Raw genomic sequence first — 19,484 nt, 5'->3', positions numbered from 1 at the left:
CTTTTATGTACTTTTGCTAACCTTTCAGCATACCCATGATACTAACAGATAACCAGATTTTAAGTGAAATTGAAAAAGGCACCATCCTCGTAGAGCCTTTTAACCGTGCCTGCCTGGGCACAAACTCTTACGACGTACATTTGGGGCGATACCTGGCTACGTACAAAGATGAGATCCTGGATGCGCGTAAACACAATGAAATTGACGTGTTCGAGATACCGGAAGAAGGTTATGTGCTGCGTCCGGAAACTTTATACTTAGGCGTAACTTTAGAATATACCGAAACGCTGGCCCACGTTCCTTTCCTGGAAGGTAAATCTAGTGTAGGCAGGCTTGGCATCGATATACACGCCACTGCCGGCAAAGGCGATGTGGGTTTCTGCAATACTTGGACACTTGAAATTTCCGTTACACAACCGGTACGTATTTACTACGGCATGCCGATCGGGCAACTGATTTATTTTGAGGTAAGCGGCGAGATTGAGAACTATTACAATACCAAAGCCAACGCCAAGTATAACCACCGCACCATTACACCAGTGGAGTCCATGATGTGGAAGAACGAGTTCTAAGCACGTAAATATATAGCAACCTTTTAAGGCCGTTTTATAGTAGACTATAGAACGGCCTTTTAGTTGGCACCATTTATGCACTAAGACTAAGTATAAAAAGACTTCCAGTCAGATGGAATTTTTACCCTCTGAGGTTCGTTATATAAGAGTACACAGCAACAAGACCAAACCTAAAACTAAGAAAATATAATATGAAAAAGCTATTAGTAATTGCCTTCGTAATGTTCAGTTTCGTAACAGTATCTTCTGCAAAAAATAGCTCTATCACAGCAGAACAAAGAGCAAAAAACCTTTCAGATCAGATGATCCGCGAGTTACGCCTTAATAATTTCCAGGCCAATAAAGTGAGAGAGATCAATCTGGAAGTGGCAGATCAGATGCTGGAGATCGAAGAGCAGTATGCAGGAGATCAGAATAAGATTGATGAACTTTGCAAAAACGTTTGCAGCAAGCGCGATGTAGCACTTGAAAAAGTATTAAGCACAGTGCAGTATAACAACTACTTCGGAAACCGTAAAGCTTTTAACAGCTTCGATCGTGAGTTTGTAGCTAAAGCCAGCATTCCAACAAATAATGTGGTAGCAGGCAACGAAGCATCTGCCAGCATCCGCTAAGTATAAACCTCTTAAACAAAAAAGCCGCTCCTTTATAAGGAGCGGCTTTTTTGTTTACCAGTAAGTACAGATTACTGCTTATCGTTCTTCAACCTGTCCTGCTCGATATGGTCCATCAGTTCTTTGCACAGGTCGCGCATTTTCTGGGCCATTACAGTGTCGCTGGTAGCGGTAGCTATACTTTGCGCCATCGCTCCTATTGTATCCACACAGAAATACTTCATTTCATCTACCGGCATGTCCTTCGTCCAAAGGTCGATTTTCATGGTGCCAGCTTCGTCGCGGTCCCAAAGCGAAATGTTGATGGCTTTTGCAAAGTGGATTTTCTCGCCTGCATCTGTTGCTCTCCAGCTAATAGCCTCCGGTATTTTATTTTCGTCTAAAGCTATGCTAAAATATATTTCTGACTTCTTCATTTTATCAATTGTTAAACTTTATAGTATAGGAATCTCGTAATAGTGCTGATTAAATATATAGATACAAAGTTACGCGATGCGCTACGGAATCAAAACCCTCTTATCAATTTTTACCTTATCTCTGCTGGCCGGTTGTGCCAAAGTCCCGTTAACCTCTAACAACACCCCCCTGACGGTTGCTTTTTATAATGTAGAAAACCTCTACGACACCCAAAATGCGCCCAGTGCAGCTGATGATGCTTTTACTCCCGCTGGCAAACTAGAGTGGGATGACGAGAAGTATACTACCAAAATCGAAAAGCTGGCTACTACCATTAAAAGTATAGGTGGCGGCAAAGGTCCTGCAGTTATTGGCTTAGCTGAGGTGGAAAACCTGAAAGTAGTACAGGATCTGGTAAGATCAGAAGAATTACGCGGCCAGAAGTATGAGATCATTCATTTTGATAAGCCCGATCTGAATGGCTTAGGCGTAGCCCTTCTGTACAAGCCACGATATTTTAAGCCAACGAACAGTACAAGCATAAAAGTTAACTATACTGAAAATGGGTTTTCATCCAGCGGTATACTGCAGGTGAAAGGAGAACTTTCAGGAGAGCCTGTCACAATACTTGTAACGCAATGGCCAACCAGCAACACAAGCAGAAGGAGTAACGGGAACGATACCAGAGCCAGAGCTGCCGCTGTAACGCTTCGTAAAGAAATAAACGCCATGCAGGTTGCCGATAAAAACGCAAACATCATTGTGCTGGGTGATTTTAAAACTGAACCGCGCTCTAAACCGATGGAAGAAGTTTTACTGGCTACAGGCCGCCCTAACCCTTATTATAACAAAGAGCTGTTCAACACTTTTTATATGGCTTATGTAAATGGCCTGGGCAGTTTTTATAACCGGGGAGATTTCCAGATGCCGGACCAGATTCTGGTTTCCAAGTCCCTGATCGAAAACAAAGGCCTTCAGTACCTGCACGGTTCAGCTAACATCCACGATCCGGAAAGTATAAAATACCTGTACGGCAAGTTTAAGAACACACCGCGCCAAACATATTCAGGTAACACTTATTACGGCGGGCCAAGCGATCACTTTCCGGTATACATCAAGATCAGAAAAAATAAGTAACTGTACTTTCTGCTGAATTTCAAAGTATAAATTCGCAGCCAAATCACCTGTAAACAGAAACGGCGGACCTCAAAGTCCGCCGTTTCTGTTTTATAAAGTATGAATCTATACGTAGTTGTTCAGCATAACCGGCATCACCAGCATCAGCACATTTTCGCTGTCTTCGTTGGCTAGTGGCATTAAAAGGCCGGCACGGTTAGGCGTAGATAGCTCGAAGGTAATCTCATCAGAATCCATGTTGTTCAGCATCTCGCTCAGGAAACGGGCGTTAAAACCAATCTCCATGTCTTCGCCGTTGTACTGGCAAGCCAGGCGCTCGTTTGCTTCGTTCGAGAAATCAAGATCTTCTGCAGAAACCTGAAGCTCAGAACCAGATAGTTTTAAGCGAATCTGGTGCGTTGTTTTGTTAGAGTAAATCGAAATCCTTTTAACAGAGCTCAACAGATCAGCACGATCGATAACAAGCTTGTTCGGGTTCTGAACCGGGATCACGTTCTCATAATCAGGATAACGCTCATCAATCAAACGACAAATCATACGGATGTTATCGAAGCTGAAGAAAGCGTTAGACTGGTTAAACTCTACTCTTACATTCGTTGCTTCGGATGGCAACGTAGATTTAAGTAAGGTAAACGCTTTACGTGGTATGATCAGGGAAGCTTCCTGGTTTGTCGTAATATCGGTGCGTCTGTAACGCAGCAGGCGGTGACCGTCTGTGGCTACAAATGTTACGTTATCTGCACGTAATTGCACCAGAATACCCGTCATGGCAGGGCGAAGTTCGTCGGTGCTTACTGCAAAAATAGTTTTGTTGATCGCTCTGGCCAATACGTTCGATGGGATTTCGATTGCGCTGGCACCTTTTACGACCGGTAAACGCGGGAAATCAGTTGCGTTCTCACCAGACAGCTTGTAACGGCCGTTCGAAGAGCTGATTTCGATGGTATAGGTTTCTTCGTCAATTGTAAACGTTACCGGCTGGTCAGGCAGGTTTTTGAGCGTGTCGAGCAGGATGCGGGCTGGCACTGCAATGCGGCCGTTTTCGCGTGCTTCAACAGCCAGTTCCGTGATCATGGATGTTTCCAGGTCGCTGGCCGTAATGGTCAGTTTGCTGTCGCTGATCTCGAACAGGAAGTTCTCAAGAATAGGCACCACCGGATTGTTGGTTACCACGCCGTTTATGCTGGATAACTGCTTAAGTAAAGCAGAAGAAGAGACGATAAATTTCATTAGGTATACCTATAACGTTATTCAGGCAAAGTTATAACTTTTTCGCATTTCTCCTACGCGATTGGCCTGTGCTTTTTCGCAGTTTTATGTATTATTTCTAAAATTTCAGCTGAAATCAGCTCAACCTGACCAATCGCCCAAGTATAAACTTACCATTTTAGAAGCGGGTATACTTTCGCTTGCGCCAGTAAAACCGCACAAACCCAAATATACCAAGTAAAGCAATCGGTATGATTAAGTTTAACAACTGCCAGTAGGTCTTTTCTTCTTTTACACGCACTTTATCCAGCGGGCGTAACTGAATTTCTTTGCTCCGTACATTTATCAGGCCTTCCGCATCCAGCAGGTAATGAATGGTGTTTAAAGCCAGTTCTTTGTTGGCAAAGGTAATGTTATTGTACCGGTCAAAACCAAGTTCATAAGGCTGGCCTGTGCGCGCATTAACATCATTGCGCACCAGATCACCATCCGGGAACACCGCAATTTTAGATTCAACTCCCTGCTCCTTTACCTGAGCACCAGCCAAACCTGCAGGCACCCGACGATTTCGGAAAAGAGAAGTAAACTTACCTTCAAGCAGGTAGCCTACCGGTTGCGGACCTGCCTGGAAAAGGGCCGGATTTACTTCCAGACGGGCTTCTTCCAGCGCTAAAGGTACGGGTGGCTGGATGATACGCGAATATTGCGAAGTATAAACCAGCGGCGTTTTACGAATGCCATCGGCCCGTACCGTATCCATGGTGCCGATAAAGCGGGAATACACGGCATCCAGGTTTCGGGTGATGGGGTGCTTGCTGAAATTGTTGAGCAGCGGGTAAAAACGCCAGTTGATCATTTCGGTCTGTGGTTTTTCGCCCATGTATCCTGTTACCACTGGTATAAAACCGGAGTTCAGGTCCATGATCATGGTTGCGTTCAGGCGCACACCGTACCGGAACAGCAGGTCGTCCAGGTTCAGGTTATAAGGTATGGAAAACATACCACCCGCTCCTACGCTGTCCATGTTGGCATTCAGGGCATCCACAAAGAAAACTGCTTTGCCCCCGTTCATGACAAACTGGTCGATTTTATACTTGTCGGCCTCCGAAAAGGCGGTGGTCGGTTTAGCAACAATAATCAGATCGAGGCCTTGCAAGGATTGAATCTGAGCCAGATCGCCACGCGCAACACGGTAGAACTGACCAAGCGAACCTACCAGATCAGCCACCTGTTCCATCTCCAGTTCGCCATGGCCCATGATGTACCCAATGTTTTTACTTCCCTGGAAAGCCACTTTCCGGATGCCCGTTGCCAGCTCATATTCTATCCCTTCCACCGACTGGTTCAGGCGTTGCTCTGCAGATGCGGATAAATTTCCTTTCAGGAAGTTAACGGTAGCTTCTTTGTCTTTGTAACGCACCACGGCCCCCGGAAAAACGAGTCGTTCTACTTGTTTGCCATCTTCGGTAGCCCTTAAATTGGTTGGTGTTATACCTTTTCTGGCCAGTGTGGTGATGAACTCGTTACGCTGCGTTTCGTCTGTAATATCATTTGGATTGATAAAGTTAAAACGCACGTTATTGCCGGAGTAAATCCGGAATTCATCCAGTGTTTCGCGTACGGATTGCTGCAGCCGTTTAAAGCCAGCCGGAAATTCACCTTCCAGGTATACATCCACCACCACTTCATCGGGCAGGCTTTGCAGCATTTGTTTGGTTACAGGTGCAATGGTATAGCGTTTGTCTTCGGTCAGGTCCAGCCTGAAAAACCAGTTAGCCGCCGCTACATTTAAAAGTATAAGGGCAATTATCCAGGCTGCAAATTTTAACAGGTCGCGCTGGCGGTTGCTTTTGGCAGGAGTTACTTGTTGCGTTACCATTTTCTGCTCCTCAATACCAGGTTGGTTCCTAAAATCATAAGGCTGATGACGCTCAAAAAGTATAAAACATCACGAGAATCGATAAGACCTTTGCTGATAGCATCGTAATGATAGGCAATACCTAACTGGCTGATAAGATAGCTATAACTGCCCCACACCGGAACGGACGCGATCAGATCAAAACCAGTATAAATGATGTAGCACAAGAAAACCGCGATCACAAAAGAAATTATCTGATTATCTGAAACGGAGGACGCAAAAACACCGATGGCACAAAAAACACCCGCCAGAAAAACCAGCCCCAAGTATGAACCTACCACTGCAGCAGAATCAATGTTACCGGCAGGGTTGCCCAGTTTATAAACCGAAAAATAATAGAGCAAGGTAGGCAGCAAGGCAAAAATAGCCAGCAACAAAGCTGCAAAGTACTTACCAAGTATAAGTTGCAGATCTGTAATAGGTTTAGTCAGTAGCAGCTCAATGGTTCCTTCACGTTTTTCTTCTGCAAAAGTGCGCATTGTAATAGCCGGAATCAGGAACAGGAAAAGCCAGGGCGCCATGTTAAACAGGGTCTGCAGATCGGCAAAGCCATACTCCAGCACACTGCTCTCCGGAAATACCCACATAAACATCCCGATCGCCACCAGAAATACCGTGATCACAATATAAGCAATAAGGGAATTCAGGAAGCCGTTAAATTCTTTTTTTAATATCGCAAGCATCTTTTTAATTACGAATTATGAATTACGAATTACGAATGGGTTTTTAAGCTTATATCTCCAGCTACAGTCCCACTTTAATTTATATTCTATAATTTTTGCTTCTAATTTTTTGTTAAATCCTGGAATATTTTTTCAAATGAATTTTCTTCCTGGCGCAGGCCAACCAACGGCCAGTTATACTCGGCGGCAATCCGGAAAATGCTGGAACGGATGTCGGCATTTTTATCGGAGGTGATACGGTAAGTATGATTCTCGGCTATACTTACCTTTAACACGCCCGGTATACTTTGCAGCGCAGTCTGGTCAATGGTTTGTTCGAACTCAACCAGCGTTACTTTCTCGCTCTTATCACTGGCCTGCAGGCTGGCCACATCACTGTTGGCTACCAAACTACCCCGGTTAATAATGATCACCCGATCGCAGATAGCGGTAACTTCCTGCATAATATGCGTGGAGAAAATAACGGTTTTATTCTGGCCGATGCGTTTTATCAGCGCCCGGATTTCCACGATCTGGTTGGGGTCCAGGCCAGTGGTTGGTTCATCCAGTATAAGCACTTGCGGATCGTGCACCAGCGCCTGCGCCAGCCCGACCCGTTGCCGGTACCCTTTAGATAAGGCTCCGATCTTTTTATTTTGTTCGAGCGTGAGGCCGCAAAGGTCTACCATTTCCTTTACACGGGCGCTGGCTTTGCTGCCTTTTATACCATACACCGAGGCCACAAACTGCAGATACTCGTGCACATACATATCCAGGTAAAGCGGGTTATGCTCCGGCAGATAGCCTACATGGCGCCTAACATCCAGCGGTTGCTCCACTACATCGTAACCATTTACAAGTATGGTTCCGGCAGTGGGTGGCAGGTAGCAGGTAGCCATTTTCATGGTAGTGGATTTACCGGCACCGTTTGGCCCCAGGAAACCCAGAATCTGCCCCTGCTCCACTGTAAACGAAATATTATCTACAGCATGCTGCGCCCCGAAAGTCTTGGTTAAATCTTTTACTTCTACTGACAAATTGGTAGCTGCTTATTTTTATACTTCAAATTGTTCATTCAGGCTGGTAGCTAACCCTAAAAGAACTAGCTTTCTTTTTGCTTTCTTCCTTTCGGCATCAGCGGCCTTACTTCTATATCCACATGGTGGTAATTGGCATGCGATTCCAGTGCGTGCACAATGGTAGATGCAATATCTTCCGGGCGCATCATGTTGTCGCTTACCGTTACGCTATCAATGTTATCGAAGAAGTTGGTTTTAACAGAGCCCGGATAGATGCAGGTTACTTTAACGCCATACTCCCGCACTTCTTTGTAAAGCGATTGGGAGATGCCTCTTACAGCGTGCTTGCTGCCGCTATACCCAGACATACCTTCTACGCCCGTCGTCCCGGCTATAGAACAGATGTTAATGATATGGCCTTCTTCCAGCTCCTTCATGCCCGGAATTACGAGTCGCGAACTATAAAAAATGCCGTTCACGTTGGTTTCAAACATCAGCTTCCAGTCCTCAATCGCCATATCTTCGAGCTTCCCGAAAATACCCAGGCCGGCATTATTTACCAGTACCGAAACATGCGTACCCAATTTCGTGATTGTCTGGTCGAAAGCAGCCTGTACCGACTCTGCAAAACGAACATCGCATTCTATAAACAGGAAATTGTCGTGTTGCAGATCGGGTGCGGTACGACCCCAGCCCGCTACTTTCATTCCTTTATCCAGTAAGGCTATAACCGTAGCCAACCCGATTCCTTTACTTACGCCTGTTACAATGGCAATTTTATCTTTAAGCTCCATTATTATAATATAGTATGGTTGAACGTTAAACAGTAACTTCTGATTACAACATTATATCAGTTCAACAATTTGAAAATCAACGATTTAATAATTTATTAAATATCCCCTAACTGTGGCCTGATCAGAATCTCTTCTACCACACTGTTAGGCGACATATTCCAGGCTCCCCAGATGGCCATGGCAACGTCTTCTGACTTCATGAACCGCTCCGGCGGCAAGTCTACCCCTTCCCAGCTGGCCGTTAAGGTAGCACCCGGAAGTATGGCCGTTACACGCACATTATGTTCCTTTAATTCTTCGCGCAATACCTTGGTCATGCCATACAGGGCATACTTGGATATACAGTAAGAACCCCCGTTGGTATAAGGCGTGATACTGGCAGTAGAACACATGTTAAAAATATGTCCGTCGCGTAGCCTGATCATGTCCGGTATCAATGCCTTGGATAAATAATAGGCGCTGTACAGATTGGTATTGATCATGAAAGGGAGCGCCTGGTCATTTTCTTCGTGTATTTTGCCCGGAATAAAAAGCCCGCTGTTATTCACAAGTATATCGATCTTTACAGAAAGACCTTTAACATACTTAATAAAGCCGTTAAGTGAATTCGTATCACTTAGATCAGCAGCCTGGTAAAAAACTTTAGAAAAAGTATAGCTTTGCTCTATATCCAGCTTCAACTTTTGTAATTCCTTTTCGTTTCGGGAACAGGTAATAATATGGAAACCTTCTTTGGCAAATTGCTCTACTACTGCCCTGCCAATACCTTTGGTTCCGCCTGTTACCAGTATGTATCGCTGCATAAATATGTATTGATTTATATGTTTTGCAATTTTTACCGTAATATAGGTATTAATACTATAAATGTAGTTTAAACAACATCGAAAACCTTCATTTAACAGGCCTGACGGCATCTTATGTTGCAACAATTCGGAAAGTACATCCTTTTTATGTCCAGTCTCTTCTTTCGTGGAGAGTCGCCCCGCATCCTCTTTAACAGAACCATAGACGAAGCAATTCTGATCGGGATCAACTCGATTGTCATTGTCGCGATCGTATCCACTTTTATAGGTGCGGTAACCTGTGTACAGGTATCTTATAACTTAACAAGCGCCCTGATCCCTCGCTCTACTATCGGGTTTATGGTTCGCGAAATGACCATTCTTGAGCTTGCCCCTACCATTACCTCCATTGTATTGGCTGGTAAAGTCGGATCCAGTATAGCAGGCGGTTTGGGTACCATGCAAATTACCGAACAGGTAGATGCCCTGGAAGTAATGGGGATTAACTCTGCTTCGTACCTGGTGCTTCCTAAAGTAATTGCCTCGCTTTTTGTATTCCCGATGCTGGTCATTATTGCCATGTTTCTTTCTATCGCAGGCGGTTACGTAGCAGGTACTTTATCCGGCGAAATTACAGCCGTTCAGTATATCACGGGTATCCGTGGTGACTTTGTTCCTTACAACATCTTATTTGCCCTGATCAAGTCAGTGGTTTTTGCATTCCTGATCTCGTCAATTTCTTCTTTCAGAGGATATTATACTTCAGGGGGCGCTTTAGAAGTGGGTGCTGCCAGTACCAGCGCGGTAACAACAAGTGTTATCGCCGTGCTGATCGCTGATTTTATTCTGGCGCAGGTGCTGCTTTAAGCTTTATACTTTACTTTATGATTGAAATACATAACATACAAAAGACCTTTGGTGATAAGAAGGTACTCGACGGTGTAAGTGGCGTGTTTGAAGCAGGTAAAACCAACCTGCTGCTCGGCGCCAGCGGCACGGGTAAAAGTGTGCTGCTAAAGTGCATTGTGGGCCTTATAAAGCCGGATGTGGGCAGTGTTACCTTTGATGGTACCTACTTCACGAACAGCAAACTCGATATCAAGCAGGAAATACGCCGTAAAATAGGCATGTTATTTCAGGGGTCGGCCTTATTCGACTCCATGACGGTAGAACAAAACGTGGAGTTTCCGTTGAAAATGCTGACCGACATGAACAAGAGTGAGCGCATGGACCGTGTTAACTTTTGCCTGCAACGTGTTGGCTTAGAAAATGCCAACAAAAAAATGCCAGCCGAGATAAGTGGTGGTATGAAAAAGCGTGTCGGTATTGCCCGGGCCATTGCGCCTAACTGTACCTACCTGTTCTGCGACGAACCTAACTCCGGCCTGGACCCGCAAACTTCACTCAAGATTGATGAACTGATTCTGGAGATCACGCAAGAGTATAACATTACCACCATCATTGTAACCCATGATATGAACTCGGTAATTGAGATCGGTGATAAGATCATGTTCTTGTTCGAAGGGAAAAAGCTTTGGGAAGGCACGCGCGACGAAATTCTGGATACAGATGTAAAAGAGTTGAATGAGTTTATCTTCTCGAACAGGCTGATGCGCGACGCAAAAAAGGTAGAAGACAACAGCAGTATGTAAGTTATACTTTGAGCTGACTTAAAGTATAAACCTATAAAATATAAAAGGCCATGTAACTGAATACATGGCCTTTTATACTTTATAGGTTGTTTAGTTTATACCGAAAACAAAGCCCCTGCAATAGTAGCAGACATCATACAGGCAATGGATGCTCCCAAAAGGGATAGCAGTCCTAGTTTGGAAATATTGCCCTGTTGGTTTGGTGCCATACTTCCGATACCACCCACCTGAATGGCAATAGAACTAAAGTTTGAAAAACCACAAAGCGCATACGTAGCCATTACAATTGATTTTGGCGATAGCATGTTATTAGCTTTCATGTTGGCCAGGTCCAGGTAAGCAACAAACTCGTTGATGGCTGTTTTCTGGCCAAGCAAACTTCCTACCTGTAATGTTTCAGCCCACGGCACCCCCATTATAAAGGCGAATACCCGAAAGATCTGACCCAATATGTACTGGAACGAAAACCCGCTGAATTGCCCGTTTGTGCTGGCAACCACCATCTCGTTCAGGCCTGTAACCGATCCTAATTTGATCAGCATATAGTTTAGCAATGCAATTACTGCGATAAAAGCCAATAGCATCCCTCCCACATTCACGGCCAGTTTTAAACCATCGGCAGCACCACGCGATAAGGCATCAATAATATTCACGCCTAACTGCTCTTTATTCACTTCCAAGCCTGTATTGATTTTATCCTGCTCGGTTTCCGGTACTAAAATTTTAGCCAAAACAATACCTGCCGGTGCGTTCATGACAGAGGCTGTTAGTAAGTGTGCGGCAAAAACGGCCTGCTGTGCCGGATCATCTCCACCTAAAAAAGCAACATAAGCGGCCAGTACACCTCCAGCCAATGTGGCCATACCACCCGTCATCAGGCACATTAGTTCTGATTTGGTCATGCGGCCAATAAACGGACGCACCAACAGAGGTGCTTCTGTCTGGCCTAAAAATATATTTCCTGCTGCAGATAAGCTTTCTGCTCCGGATAAGCGCATGCCTTTCGACATGATCCAGGCAATACCGTACACCATCTTCTGAAGTATACCCAGGTAGTATAAACCCGACGAAACAGTAGAGAAGAAAATGATAGTAGGCAAAACGGAAAAGGCGAAAATAAAGCCAAGGCCACCATTCTGAGCAGGATCTGCGAGGTTACCGAACAGAAATTTTGCGCCTTCCTGCGAAAAGCCCAGCAGTTTAACAAATAGTTTACTTACAAAAGCAAAGCCATCCGCCACAAAAGGCACTTTGGTAACCAGTACACCAAACAGGATCTGCAGCAATACGCCATATACTACAAGCCTCCAATCAATGGCTTTCCTATTTCTTGAAAATAAAAAAGCAATGGACAACAGCACAAGCAGACCTATTGCGCCCCTCAGAATATCAAACATATATCAGGAAAAAAATTTGCCAAAAGTAGACTTAATATCTCATAAAACAAAAAGTCCTGCGCCTCTTCCAGCGCAGGACTTTTGTAAAGATATGTTATATATTTCAGTTACGCTTATTTAACTCGTCGCGTATCTTGGCTGCCTTCTCGTAATCCTCTTTTTCAAGGGCATCGTTCAGCATTTTATTTAACTCATCCACCGATGTCTGGTTTAAAGCTTCTTTAGAAGTAGAGGTGCTGGAGGAGCTACTCTTAAGCGTCACATCCTCGTTTTCTTCGTCTTCATCTTCCAGGTCGCTCAGTATAATACCAGCTTCCGAAAGTACGCTTTCTACCGTATAGATCGGCACTCCAAAACGAAGGCCAATGGCTATGGCATCGGATGGGCGTGCATCCAGTTCAAAATCCTTGGTGCCGTCCGAGCAAACGATCTTAGAATAAAACACGCCTTCTTTTAAATCGGATATCAGGATTTCACTGATGCCCACATTCATCTGTTCGGCAAATGTTTTAAACAAATCGTGCGTTAACGGCCGGTTCGGATTTATTTTTTCTATCTGAATGGCGATGGATTGTGCTTCAAACATCCCGATAATGATCGGGAGTCTTCTGTTTCCGTCGCGTTCGCCCAGCACAAGCGCAAACGAACCTGTCTGCGACTGGCTTGAGGAGAGGCCAAGTATCTCTAACTGAATTTTCTTCACAGTATCTTCTTCTTAGTCTATTTGTCTAAAGCTCTGGCAGCTTCTATAATTTTAGGAACAATTTCGTTCGCGTCTCCTACAATGCCATAATCAGCAGCTTTGAAGAACGGCGCTTCCGGATCCTTATTTATAACGACAATCACTTTAGAAGAGTTAACCCCGGCCAAATGCTGGATTGCACCAGAGATACCGATGGCGATGTATAAGTTCGGGCTTACAGTGATACCTGTCTGTCCTACGTGTTCGTGATGCGGTCTCCAGTCCATGTCGGAAACAGGCTTGGAGCAGGCAGTGGCTGCCCCTAACACTTTGGCCAGGTCCTCTACTAAATGCCAGTTTTCAGGGCCTTTCAAACCACGACCACCTGATACCACGATCTCGGCTTCCGGCAGCAATACGCCACCATCGAGATCCTGCATCATCGTTTCTTTTGGAAGCAGCGCAAAATCTGATTCAGCCAGATCAGCAGAAATTTTCTCTACAGTAGCTGTTGTGCCACCGTTGGCTGAAACTTCATAACTGTTTTTCTTTACAGCGATTATCTTCACATCAGCAGTTAACGCCACATCAGCAAAAGCTTTACCAGAGAACACACCGCGCGTAACCGTAAAATCAGCGCCGTTTATACTTGGCAGGGCTGTTACGTTAGTGGCAAGTGAACCGTTCAGGCGAACAGCCAGCTTAGCTCCGATAGATGCACCGATGTTAGAGTTAGAAAATACCAGCACTTTAGCACTTTCCTGCTGGGCTGCTTTTGCAATTACTTTTACATAAGCGTCGGCAACAAACTGGTTCAGGCGGCTGTCGCCATCATACAATACTTTGCTGATGCCCTGCTCGCCTAATTTAGATAAAGCTTCTTCGTTTACATCGCCGATGGCAACTGCTGTTGCCGTAGTGCCAAGCGTTTGAGCTACCTGGCTGCCATACGATGCTGCCTCTAAAGAGGACTTTTTGATCTCTCCGTTAAGACCTTCTACAAATACTAGAACAGACATAGGTTAGATGACTTTAGCTTCGTTTCTCAATAATGTTATCAACTCTCCGGCATTTTCAGCATCGATCATCTTCACGCCGCCTTTTTTCTCTGGCTTACTGAAGTTAACGTATGCTGATTTTGCCTCCGCTCCTACTGGCTCTCTTACGGCCAAAGGCTTGGTACGGGCCGTCATGATGCCGCGCATGTTCGGGATACGAGGCTCAGACATTGGCTGCTGCGCGCTGGCTACAAAAGGTAGTTTTACTTCTACTACTTCTTTGCCGCCTTCGATCTCACGCTCCAAACGAGCAGTTGCATCGTCTACCATATCCAGTTTAGAAGCTGGTACTACAGTTGGCAAGCCAAGCAGTTCGCCCACCATGTTATGCACCTGCGAGCCATTGAAGTCGATTGACTCTTTGCCCATCAGGATCATATCGTAGTTGTTTTCCTTGGCTACGGCAGCAATCTGCTGGGCAACAAAGAACGCATCTGTCGGGTTTGCGTTTACACGGATAGCATCGTCTGCGCCAATGGCAAGTGCTTTACGGATATTTGGTTCGGCATCTGCCTCGCCTACGTTTAATACGGTTACAGTACCGCCTTTTGCTTCTTTCAGCTCAATGGCGCGGGTTAACGCATACTCATCCCAAGGGTTGATCACGAACTGTACGCCGTTTTTATCAAACGACTTGTTATCGCCCGTGAAATTGATTTTGGATGTCGTATCCGGAACGTTACTGATACAAACTAATATTTTCATGGTTAGAAATGTTAGCTTTTTTAAATTTAGATTTGTGCGAAGTTAATTAAAATATAGCAATTAGAAATGAATGCAACCAGATTAGCGCAACTCTTTCAGTTTCTGGAAGAAGATCCCAATGATCCTTTCACACTTTACGCCATCGCTACTGAATACCGTACGGAGGATAAGCAGAAGGCAATGGAATATTATGAAAAACTTTTAGCTGCACACGAAAATTACGTGGGTACCTATTACCACGCTGCCAGTCTTTACAATGAGCTCGGGCAGCCCGACAAAGCAGAAAGCACCTACAAAAAAGGAATACTGATCGCCCGCCAGGAAGGTAACATGCACGCGTTTTCTGAGCTACAACAAGCCTACAATAAAATGATGGGCCTGGATTACGAAGATGATTAAGCCTGCGCTTGTAGCTGTTTCAAAAATAGTATGCATGCAGCATATTAACAAGCTAATTCTTACAATTTGCCTGTTTTTTTGAGCTGCCAGGTAAAAACCTGTACTCCCGCATAAAGTTTATACTTTACTTTAGGTAAGAAGTATAAAACAGAAAGGCAGCTGGTTGCAGCTGCCTTTCTGTTTTATACTTTTATCCGCATACGTGCTCCAGAAACCGTACTTTGGTGCTACCGGGCACTAACTTCAGCCCTTTGGGTATGCCCTGATGCGAATCTTTGTAATGGTTGCCAAACCATACTTTGTAGCTTTCCTCATCGGTCCAGTACGTCATCAGCCAGATCTCATTTTCGTTTTCCTGGGGATACATTACCTCCAGCTTCATAAACCCTGCTGCCTCATCTACCATATGCGGCCTTTTTCTGAAAGCCTCTCTTACCTCGGCGGCCATATCGTTGGCAATTGTAAACGTACTCAGTGCTATAAACATGCTACTCGTTTCTCTTTAAAAAATCTTTTCTTATACTTTGTACTGCCTGTACACAGCTTTTTGTAAACGTAAATATCAGGAATTACTTGTTGAGTTTATACTTTCCAAGCAATTCCTGATTTATAAAAAAGTATAGCCGGCTTCAGAACATTAATGTCGGCTATACTTTCAATTTATACTTAGCTTAACGTCAGTACCAAGTCATCGGTGTTTACCAGCGAGCCTTCGGTTAAATGTATACTTGCCACCTGCGTATCTTCCGAAGCGGTGATCGTAGTTTCCATTTTCATGGCCTCGATGATAAAGAGCGGCGTATTTTTCTTGATCGGTTGCTCTTTGGTAACCAGTATTTTGGAAAGCATCCCCTGCAGCGGTGCGCCAATGTGTTTCGGGTTGGCTTTGTCAACTTTCACATTCTCCGTTCTTTCTACTTTAATCGAAGTATCGCGCACTTCGATGTTACGCGTCTGGCCGTTCAGTTTAAAGAATACCGTCCTGAATCCTTTTTCGTTTACGTGGCCCAACGACTGGTACTTAATGACAATCGATTTACCTTTTGCAATGTCGATGATCGCTTCTTCGCCGGGCTGCATGCCGTAAAAGAACAGGCGCGTCGGGATGTTGGATACATCGCTGTATTGCTCATAATGGCGGTGGTAGGCTTCGTATACTTTCGGGTAGAGCTGGTAGCTCAGGAAATCCGTGAACTTGGTGTTCTTTCCAAACTTCTCTTGAAATTCTGCAAACTCCTTTTCGAAATCTACCGGCTCCAGGTGTACGTTCGGTTTATCGGTAAATGGCTTTTCATCTTTCAGGATAATATTCTGCAGCTTTCTTGGGAAGCCTCCTACCGGCTGGCCCAGTTCCCCTTTAAAGAACGACTGCACTGATTCCGGGAACGAGATCTGATCGCCGCGTTCCAGCACATCTACCGTCGTCAGGTTATTCGATACCAGGTAAAGCGCCATATCCCCAACTACTTTCGAGCTTGGCGTTACTTTTACAACATCCCCGAACATCTGGTTTACTTCGCCATACGTTTCTTTGATCAGTTCCCAGCGGTCGCCGAGGCCCAGCGCATTTGCCTGCGGACGTAAGTTTGAATACTGCCCACCCGGAATCTCGTGGCGGTATACTTCAGCTGTTCCGGCTTTCAGATCAGACTCGAACGGGTAATAATATTCGCGTACCGTTTCCCAATAATTAGAGTGGCGGTTCAGGCTGGCCATATCAAACTCGCGGTGGCGTTCTTGGAAGCGCATCATCTCCACAGTAGAGTTAAAGTTTGGCTGCGACGTTAACCCGGACATAGCACCTAAGGCCACATCCACCACATCCACACCCGCTTCGATCGCTTTTAGATATGTAGCCGACTGCACCGATGAAGTATCGTGGGTATGCAAATGGATCGGAATTTTAACGGTGTCGCGTAAGGCTTCTACCAGCAAAGTGGCTGCGTAAGGCTTCAGCAAACCCGCCATATCTTTAATAGCCAAAATATGAGAGCCGGCATCTTCCAGTTGCTTCGCTAAGTTCAGGTAATACTCTAAGGTATACTTTGTTTTGGATGGATCGAGTATATCGCCGGTGTAGCAAATAGAACCCTCTGCCAGCCCTTGCGTGCGCTTGCGAACAAAGTTGATGCAGGAATCCATGCCTTTCATCCAGTTCAGTGAGTCGAAGATGCGGAAAATATCAACGCCCGTTTCCCAGGATTTCTCTACAAAAGCCTCGATCAGGTTATCCGGATACGCTTTGTAGCCGACGCCATTCGAGCCACGGATTAGCATCTGCAGCAGTATGTTCGGAACCGCTTTTCGGATAGAAGCCAGTCGCTCCCACGGATCTTCGTGTAAAAAACGTAGGCAAACATCAAACGTAGCGCCGCCCCATACTTCCATACTAAAGGTTTGCGGGTGGTCCTTTGCAAAAGCCTGTGCCACTTTCATCATATCAAAGGTGCGCATGCGCGTCGCGAGCAAGGACTGGTGCCCGTCACGGAAAGTGGTATCGGTGTAATGAATCAACGGATCGTTGCGGAGCCATTTCGAGAATTCATCCGGGCCAAGGCGCGTCAGGATATCTTTTGTGCCTTCTTCGTAAGGCTTCAGTACATTAAAACCAGTAAAATCCGGCTTGCGTAACACCTTACTTTTATCCGGGTTCTTCACATCCGGGTTGCCATTCACGATCACATCAGCCAGGAAGGTCAGCATTTTAGTGGCCCTGTCCTGGCGCTGCTGAAACACAAACAACTCCGGATGGCTCTTAATAAAATCAACGGTATACTCCGAAGACAAAAACTGCGGGTGGTTGATGATATTCTGCAGGAACTGGATGTTTTGCTTTACACCACGGATACGGAATTCATCGAGCGTACGCGACATTTTCATGGCGGCGTGGCGCAAGGTGGGCGCATGGGCCGATACTTTCACCAGCAACGAATCGAAGAACGGGCTGATCTTGGCGCCCTGGTACACACTGCCCTGATCGAGGCGAATACCAAAACCTCCGGCGCTGCGGTACGCAATTACAGTTCCGTAATCCGGTTTAAAGTCGTTTTCAGGATCTTCTGTGGTGATGCGGCATTGAATGGCTACGCCGTTCGCACGCGTTTTATGGTCAGGGCCCAGCAGTACTTCTTCGTGGTCGAGTGGGTAGCCGTCTGCAATAAATATCTGCGTTTTGATCAGGTCGATGCCGGTGATCATTTCGGTAACCGTATGCTCTACCTGGATGCGCGGGTTTACCTCTATAAAGTATATTTTATTAGTGTGCGGCTCGACTAAAAATTCTACCGTGCCCACGTTATTATAATTTACCGCTTTGCAGATGCGGATGGAGTAATCATATAGTTTCTGGCGAGTTTCCTCGTTCAGGCTGATGGCCGGGGCCACTTCTACTACCTTCTGGAAACGGCGCTGCACCGAGCAATCGCGCTCGAACAGGTGCGTAATGCCCCCGTAATTATCGGCTACGATCTGTACTTCGATGTGCTTCGGGTTTTCAACATACTTTTCCAGAAATAAAGTATCATCGCCAAAAGCTTTCAGGGCTTCGTTCTTCGCTTCAAAAAAACCTTTTTCCAGTTGCTCGTCATCCCGGATCACGCGCATGCCTCGTCCGCCGCCGCCTGCAGCCGCTTTCAGCATCAGCGGATAGCCAATGCGGTGTGCTTCTTCCTTGGCGGTTTCGTAGGTGTTCAGGTCCAGGTCGTTGCTTTGGATAATAGGTACTTCGCAGCTTAAAGCCACTTTTTTAGCGGCGATCTTATCGCCCAGCGAGGCCATCACATTTGGTTTCGGCCCTATAAAAATCAAGCCGTTGTCGGCGCACTTTTGTGAAAAATGCTGGTTTTCAGACAGGAAACCGTAGCCTGGGTGTATGGCATCAACATCGTTCTCTTTCGCAATCGCGATAATTGCATCGATGTTGAGGTAGGGTTGCAAGGGCTGGTTGTCTTTCCCGATCTGGTAAGCTTCATCGGACTTGTAACGGTGCAGCGAGTAGCGATCTTCGTAGGTATAAATGGCTACCGTCTTGATTCCAAGTTCGCTGCAGGCCCGCAGTACCCGGATAGCTATTTCTCCACGGTTCGCGACAAGTACTTTTTTGATTTTCATATAGTGAGGCTGTGTAAGGTGTAGTGTTGTTTTCTATACTTGGAAGTTGAGTTTATACTTTAGAAACCCGGCCTTATATGGTGCATTGAAGCTGTTATGAGCCCAGCTAACGCTAGAAACGGCCTGGTTTCAAAACCCTCCTCATACAGTATTTTTCTAATTTAGGTTATAATTCAATTTACTTTATACTTGCTTACCTAAGCAGTTACCGTTAAACATTTCATAACACTCTGTTAATCAGAATTTATACTTTGAAAAACATAGCCTCAGGTTAATTAAATTAAGTATGGTCTTAAAATTATACTAAAGTGCAAATTGTTTGAAGGAATTAAGAAGTTGGTTTAGTTTTTAAATCGGTTTATACTTTAAAAGTGCTTG

19 protein-coding genes are annotated in these 19,484 nt (G+C 45.3%); 6 read left to right on the top strand and 13 right to left on the bottom strand.

Features of this window, described 5'->3' with window-relative positions:
- Positions 1 to 35: 35 nt before the first annotated feature.
- Together dcd and DP923_RS06865 are read left to right on the top strand one after the other, a co-directional pair.
- Positions 36 to 572, top strand: coding sequence for a dCTP deaminase (gene dcd / locus DP923_RS06870; protein WP_112305108.1), 537 nt, complete (start codon positions 36 to 38; stop codon positions 570 to 572).
- Positions 573 to 763: 191 nt separating this feature from the next.
- Positions 764 to 1,186: a hypothetical protein gene (locus DP923_RS06865; protein ID WP_112305107.1), complete on the top strand. Its 423-nt coding sequence runs from the start codon at positions 764 to 766 to the stop codon at positions 1,184 to 1,186.
- A 71-nt stretch (positions 1,187 to 1,257) separates the two neighbouring features.
- Here the strand turns inward: DP923_RS06865 and gldC are convergent, their stop codons facing one another.
- Positions 1,258 to 1,602 (bottom strand): gliding motility protein GldC, encoded by a 345-nt coding sequence (gene gldC / locus DP923_RS06860; protein WP_112305106.1) that lies wholly within the window; start codon positions 1,600 to 1,602, stop codon positions 1,258 to 1,260.
- Positions 1,603 to 1,678: 76 nt separating this feature from the next.
- Here gldC and DP923_RS06855 point away from each other — a divergent pair, with 76 nt between their 5' ends.
- The gene (locus tag DP923_RS06855; RefSeq protein WP_112305105.1) at positions 1,679 to 2,719 is read left to right on the top strand and encodes an endonuclease/exonuclease/phosphatase family protein; all 1,041 of its coding nucleotides are present in this window, start codon (positions 1,679 to 1,681) and stop codon (positions 2,717 to 2,719) included.
- 105 nt (positions 2,720 to 2,824) lie between these two features.
- On the opposite strand, the gene dnaN is transcribed toward DP923_RS06855, so the two are convergent.
- The 6 genes from dnaN to DP923_RS06825 all read right to left on the bottom strand — a co-directional run bounded on the left by dnaN (position 2,825) and on the right by DP923_RS06825 (position 9,124).
- On the bottom strand, positions 2,825 to 3,949 hold the full coding sequence (gene dnaN / locus DP923_RS06850; protein WP_112305104.1) for a DNA polymerase III subunit beta: 1,125 nt from the start codon (positions 3,947 to 3,949) through the stop codon (positions 2,825 to 2,827).
- Positions 3,950 to 4,106: 157 nt separating this feature from the next.
- On the bottom strand, positions 4,107 to 5,807 hold the full coding sequence (gene gldG / locus DP923_RS06845; RefSeq protein ID WP_112305103.1) for a gliding motility-associated ABC transporter substrate-binding protein GldG: 1,701 nt from the start codon (positions 5,805 to 5,807) through the stop codon (positions 4,107 to 4,109).
- Positions 5,801 to 6,529 (bottom strand): gliding motility-associated ABC transporter permease subunit GldF, encoded by a 729-nt coding sequence (gene gldF / locus DP923_RS06840; protein ID WP_112305102.1) that lies wholly within the window; start codon positions 6,527 to 6,529, stop codon positions 5,801 to 5,803. The genes gldG and gldF overlap by 7 nt, the downstream gene beginning before the upstream one ends.
- Positions 6,530 to 6,630: 101 nt before the next feature.
- Entirely contained in the window at positions 6,631 to 7,545 is a 915-nt protein-coding gene (gene gldA, locus DP923_RS06835) for a gliding motility-associated ABC transporter ATP-binding subunit GldA (RefSeq protein WP_112305101.1), read from the bottom strand.
- A gap of 65 nt (positions 7,546 to 7,610) precedes the next feature.
- Positions 7,611 to 8,321 (bottom strand): SDR family oxidoreductase, encoded by a 711-nt coding sequence (locus DP923_RS06830; protein WP_112305100.1) that lies wholly within the window; start codon positions 8,319 to 8,321, stop codon positions 7,611 to 7,613.
- A gap of 95 nt (positions 8,322 to 8,416) precedes the next feature.
- Positions 8,417 to 9,124 carry an SDR family oxidoreductase gene (locus tag DP923_RS06825; protein ID WP_112305099.1) on the bottom strand — a complete coding sequence of 236 codons (708 nt, stop codon included), beginning with the start codon at positions 9,122 to 9,124 and terminating at the stop codon, positions 8,417 to 8,419.
- A 114-nt stretch (positions 9,125 to 9,238) separates the two neighbouring features.
- On the opposite strand from DP923_RS06825, the gene DP923_RS06820 reads away from it, so the two are divergent.
- Complete coding sequence (locus DP923_RS06820; RefSeq protein ID WP_207801949.1) at positions 9,239 to 9,970, top strand: MlaE family ABC transporter permease; 732 nt, start codon at positions 9,239 to 9,241, stop codon at positions 9,968 to 9,970.
- A 17-nt stretch (positions 9,971 to 9,987) separates the two neighbouring features.
- Complete coding sequence (locus DP923_RS06815) at positions 9,988 to 10,755, top strand: ABC transporter ATP-binding protein (protein ID WP_112305098.1); 768 nt, start codon at positions 9,988 to 9,990, stop codon at positions 10,753 to 10,755.
- Positions 10,756 to 10,850: 95 nt separating this feature from the next.
- Here the strand turns inward: DP923_RS06815 and DP923_RS06810 are convergent, their stop codons facing one another.
- The 4 genes from DP923_RS06810 to DP923_RS06795 form a co-directional block, all read right to left on the bottom strand.
- The gene (locus tag DP923_RS06810) at positions 10,851 to 12,152 is read right to left on the bottom strand and encodes a NupC/NupG family nucleoside CNT transporter (RefSeq protein WP_112305097.1); all 1,302 of its coding nucleotides are present in this window, start codon (positions 12,150 to 12,152) and stop codon (positions 10,851 to 10,853) included.
- Positions 12,153 to 12,255: 103 nt separating this feature from the next.
- The gene (locus DP923_RS06805; protein WP_112305096.1) at positions 12,256 to 12,855 is read right to left on the bottom strand and encodes a bifunctional nuclease family protein; all 600 of its coding nucleotides are present in this window, start codon (positions 12,853 to 12,855) and stop codon (positions 12,256 to 12,258) included.
- 17 nt (positions 12,856 to 12,872) lie between these two features.
- The gene (locus tag DP923_RS06800; RefSeq protein WP_112305095.1) at positions 12,873 to 13,853 is read right to left on the bottom strand and encodes an electron transfer flavoprotein subunit alpha/FixB family protein; all 981 of its coding nucleotides are present in this window, start codon (positions 13,851 to 13,853) and stop codon (positions 12,873 to 12,875) included.
- Between the two features lie 3 nt (positions 13,854 to 13,856).
- On the bottom strand, positions 13,857 to 14,597 hold the full coding sequence (locus DP923_RS06795) for an electron transfer flavoprotein subunit beta/FixA family protein (protein WP_112305094.1): 741 nt from the start codon (positions 14,595 to 14,597) through the stop codon (positions 13,857 to 13,859).
- A gap of 66 nt (positions 14,598 to 14,663) precedes the next feature.
- Between DP923_RS06795 and DP923_RS06790 the strand changes: the two genes are divergently transcribed.
- The gene (locus DP923_RS06790) at positions 14,664 to 14,996 is read left to right on the top strand and encodes a tetratricopeptide repeat protein (RefSeq protein ID WP_112305093.1); all 333 of its coding nucleotides are present in this window, start codon (positions 14,664 to 14,666) and stop codon (positions 14,994 to 14,996) included.
- Between the two features lie 190 nt (positions 14,997 to 15,186).
- Here the strand turns inward: DP923_RS06790 and DP923_RS06785 are convergent, their stop codons facing one another.
- Together DP923_RS06785 and DP923_RS06780 are read right to left on the bottom strand one after the other, a co-directional pair.
- Positions 15,187 to 15,483 (bottom strand): antibiotic biosynthesis monooxygenase family protein, encoded by a 297-nt coding sequence (locus DP923_RS06785; protein ID WP_112305092.1) that lies wholly within the window; start codon positions 15,481 to 15,483, stop codon positions 15,187 to 15,189.
- A 179-nt stretch (positions 15,484 to 15,662) separates the two neighbouring features.
- On the bottom strand, positions 15,663 to 19,106 hold the full coding sequence (locus DP923_RS06780; RefSeq protein ID WP_112305091.1) for a pyruvate carboxylase: 3,444 nt from the start codon (positions 19,104 to 19,106) through the stop codon (positions 15,663 to 15,665).
- Positions 19,107 to 19,484: the final 378 nt, after the last annotated feature.

Origin of the sequence: Pontibacter arcticus, assembly GCF_003284895.1 — a bacterium.
Taxonomy (GTDB): Bacteria; Bacteroidota; Bacteroidia; order Cytophagales; family Hymenobacteraceae; genus Pontibacter; species Pontibacter arcticus.
Note: the sequence above shows the minus strand (reverse complement) of the source record. Positions and strands in the feature narration are given on the sequence as shown.

Bases quoted from the DNA above. Each gene is read 5' to 3' on its own strand.
- DP923_RS06810 (WP_112305097.1), bottom strand. From the start codon at position 12,152: ATGTTTGATATTCTGAGGGGCGCAATAGGTCTGCTTGTGCTGTTGTCC.
- DP923_RS06825 (WP_112305099.1), bottom strand. From the start codon at position 9,124: ATGCAGCGATACATACTGGTAACAGGCGGAACCAAAGGTATTGGCAGG.
- DP923_RS06820 (WP_207801949.1), top strand. From the start codon at position 9,239: ATGTTGCAACAATTCGGAAAGTACATCCTTTTTATGTCCAGTCTCTTC.
- gldC (WP_112305106.1), bottom strand. From the start codon at position 1,602: ATGAAGAAGTCAGAAATATATTTTAGCATAGCTTTAGACGAAAATAAA.
- DP923_RS06865 (WP_112305107.1), top strand. From the start codon at position 764: ATGAAAAAGCTATTAGTAATTGCCTTCGTAATGTTCAGTTTCGTAACA.
- DP923_RS06830 (WP_112305100.1), bottom strand. From the start codon at position 8,321: ATGGAGCTTAAAGATAAAATTGCCATTGTAACAGGCGTAAGTAAAGGA.
- gldF (WP_112305102.1), bottom strand. From the start codon at position 6,529: ATGCTTGCGATATTAAAAAAAGAATTTAACGGCTTCCTGAATTCCCTT.
- DP923_RS06795 (WP_112305094.1), bottom strand. From the start codon at position 14,597: ATGAAAATATTAGTTTGTATCAGTAACGTTCCGGATACGACATCCAAA.
- gldG (WP_112305103.1), bottom strand. From the start codon at position 5,807: ATGGTAACGCAACAAGTAACTCCTGCCAAAAGCAACCGCCAGCGCGAC.
- DP923_RS06855 (WP_112305105.1), top strand. From the start codon at position 1,679: ATGCGCTACGGAATCAAAACCCTCTTATCAATTTTTACCTTATCTCTG.
- DP923_RS06815 (WP_112305098.1), top strand. From the start codon at position 9,988: ATGATTGAAATACATAACATACAAAAGACCTTTGGTGATAAGAAGGTA.
- DP923_RS06790 (WP_112305093.1), top strand. From the start codon at position 14,664: ATGAATGCAACCAGATTAGCGCAACTCTTTCAGTTTCTGGAAGAAGAT.
- DP923_RS06780 (WP_112305091.1), bottom strand. From the start codon at position 19,106: ATGAAAATCAAAAAAGTACTTGTCGCGAACCGTGGAGAAATAGCTATC.
- dnaN (WP_112305104.1), bottom strand. From the start codon at position 3,949: ATGAAATTTATCGTCTCTTCTTCTGCTTTACTTAAGCAGTTATCCAGC.
- DP923_RS06800 (WP_112305095.1), bottom strand. From the start codon at position 13,853: ATGTCTGTTCTAGTATTTGTAGAAGGTCTTAACGGAGAGATCAAAAAG.
- dcd (WP_112305108.1), top strand. From the start codon at position 36: ATGATACTAACAGATAACCAGATTTTAAGTGAAATTGAAAAAGGCACC.
- DP923_RS06785 (WP_112305092.1), bottom strand. From the start codon at position 15,483: ATGTTTATAGCACTGAGTACGTTTACAATTGCCAACGATATGGCCGCC.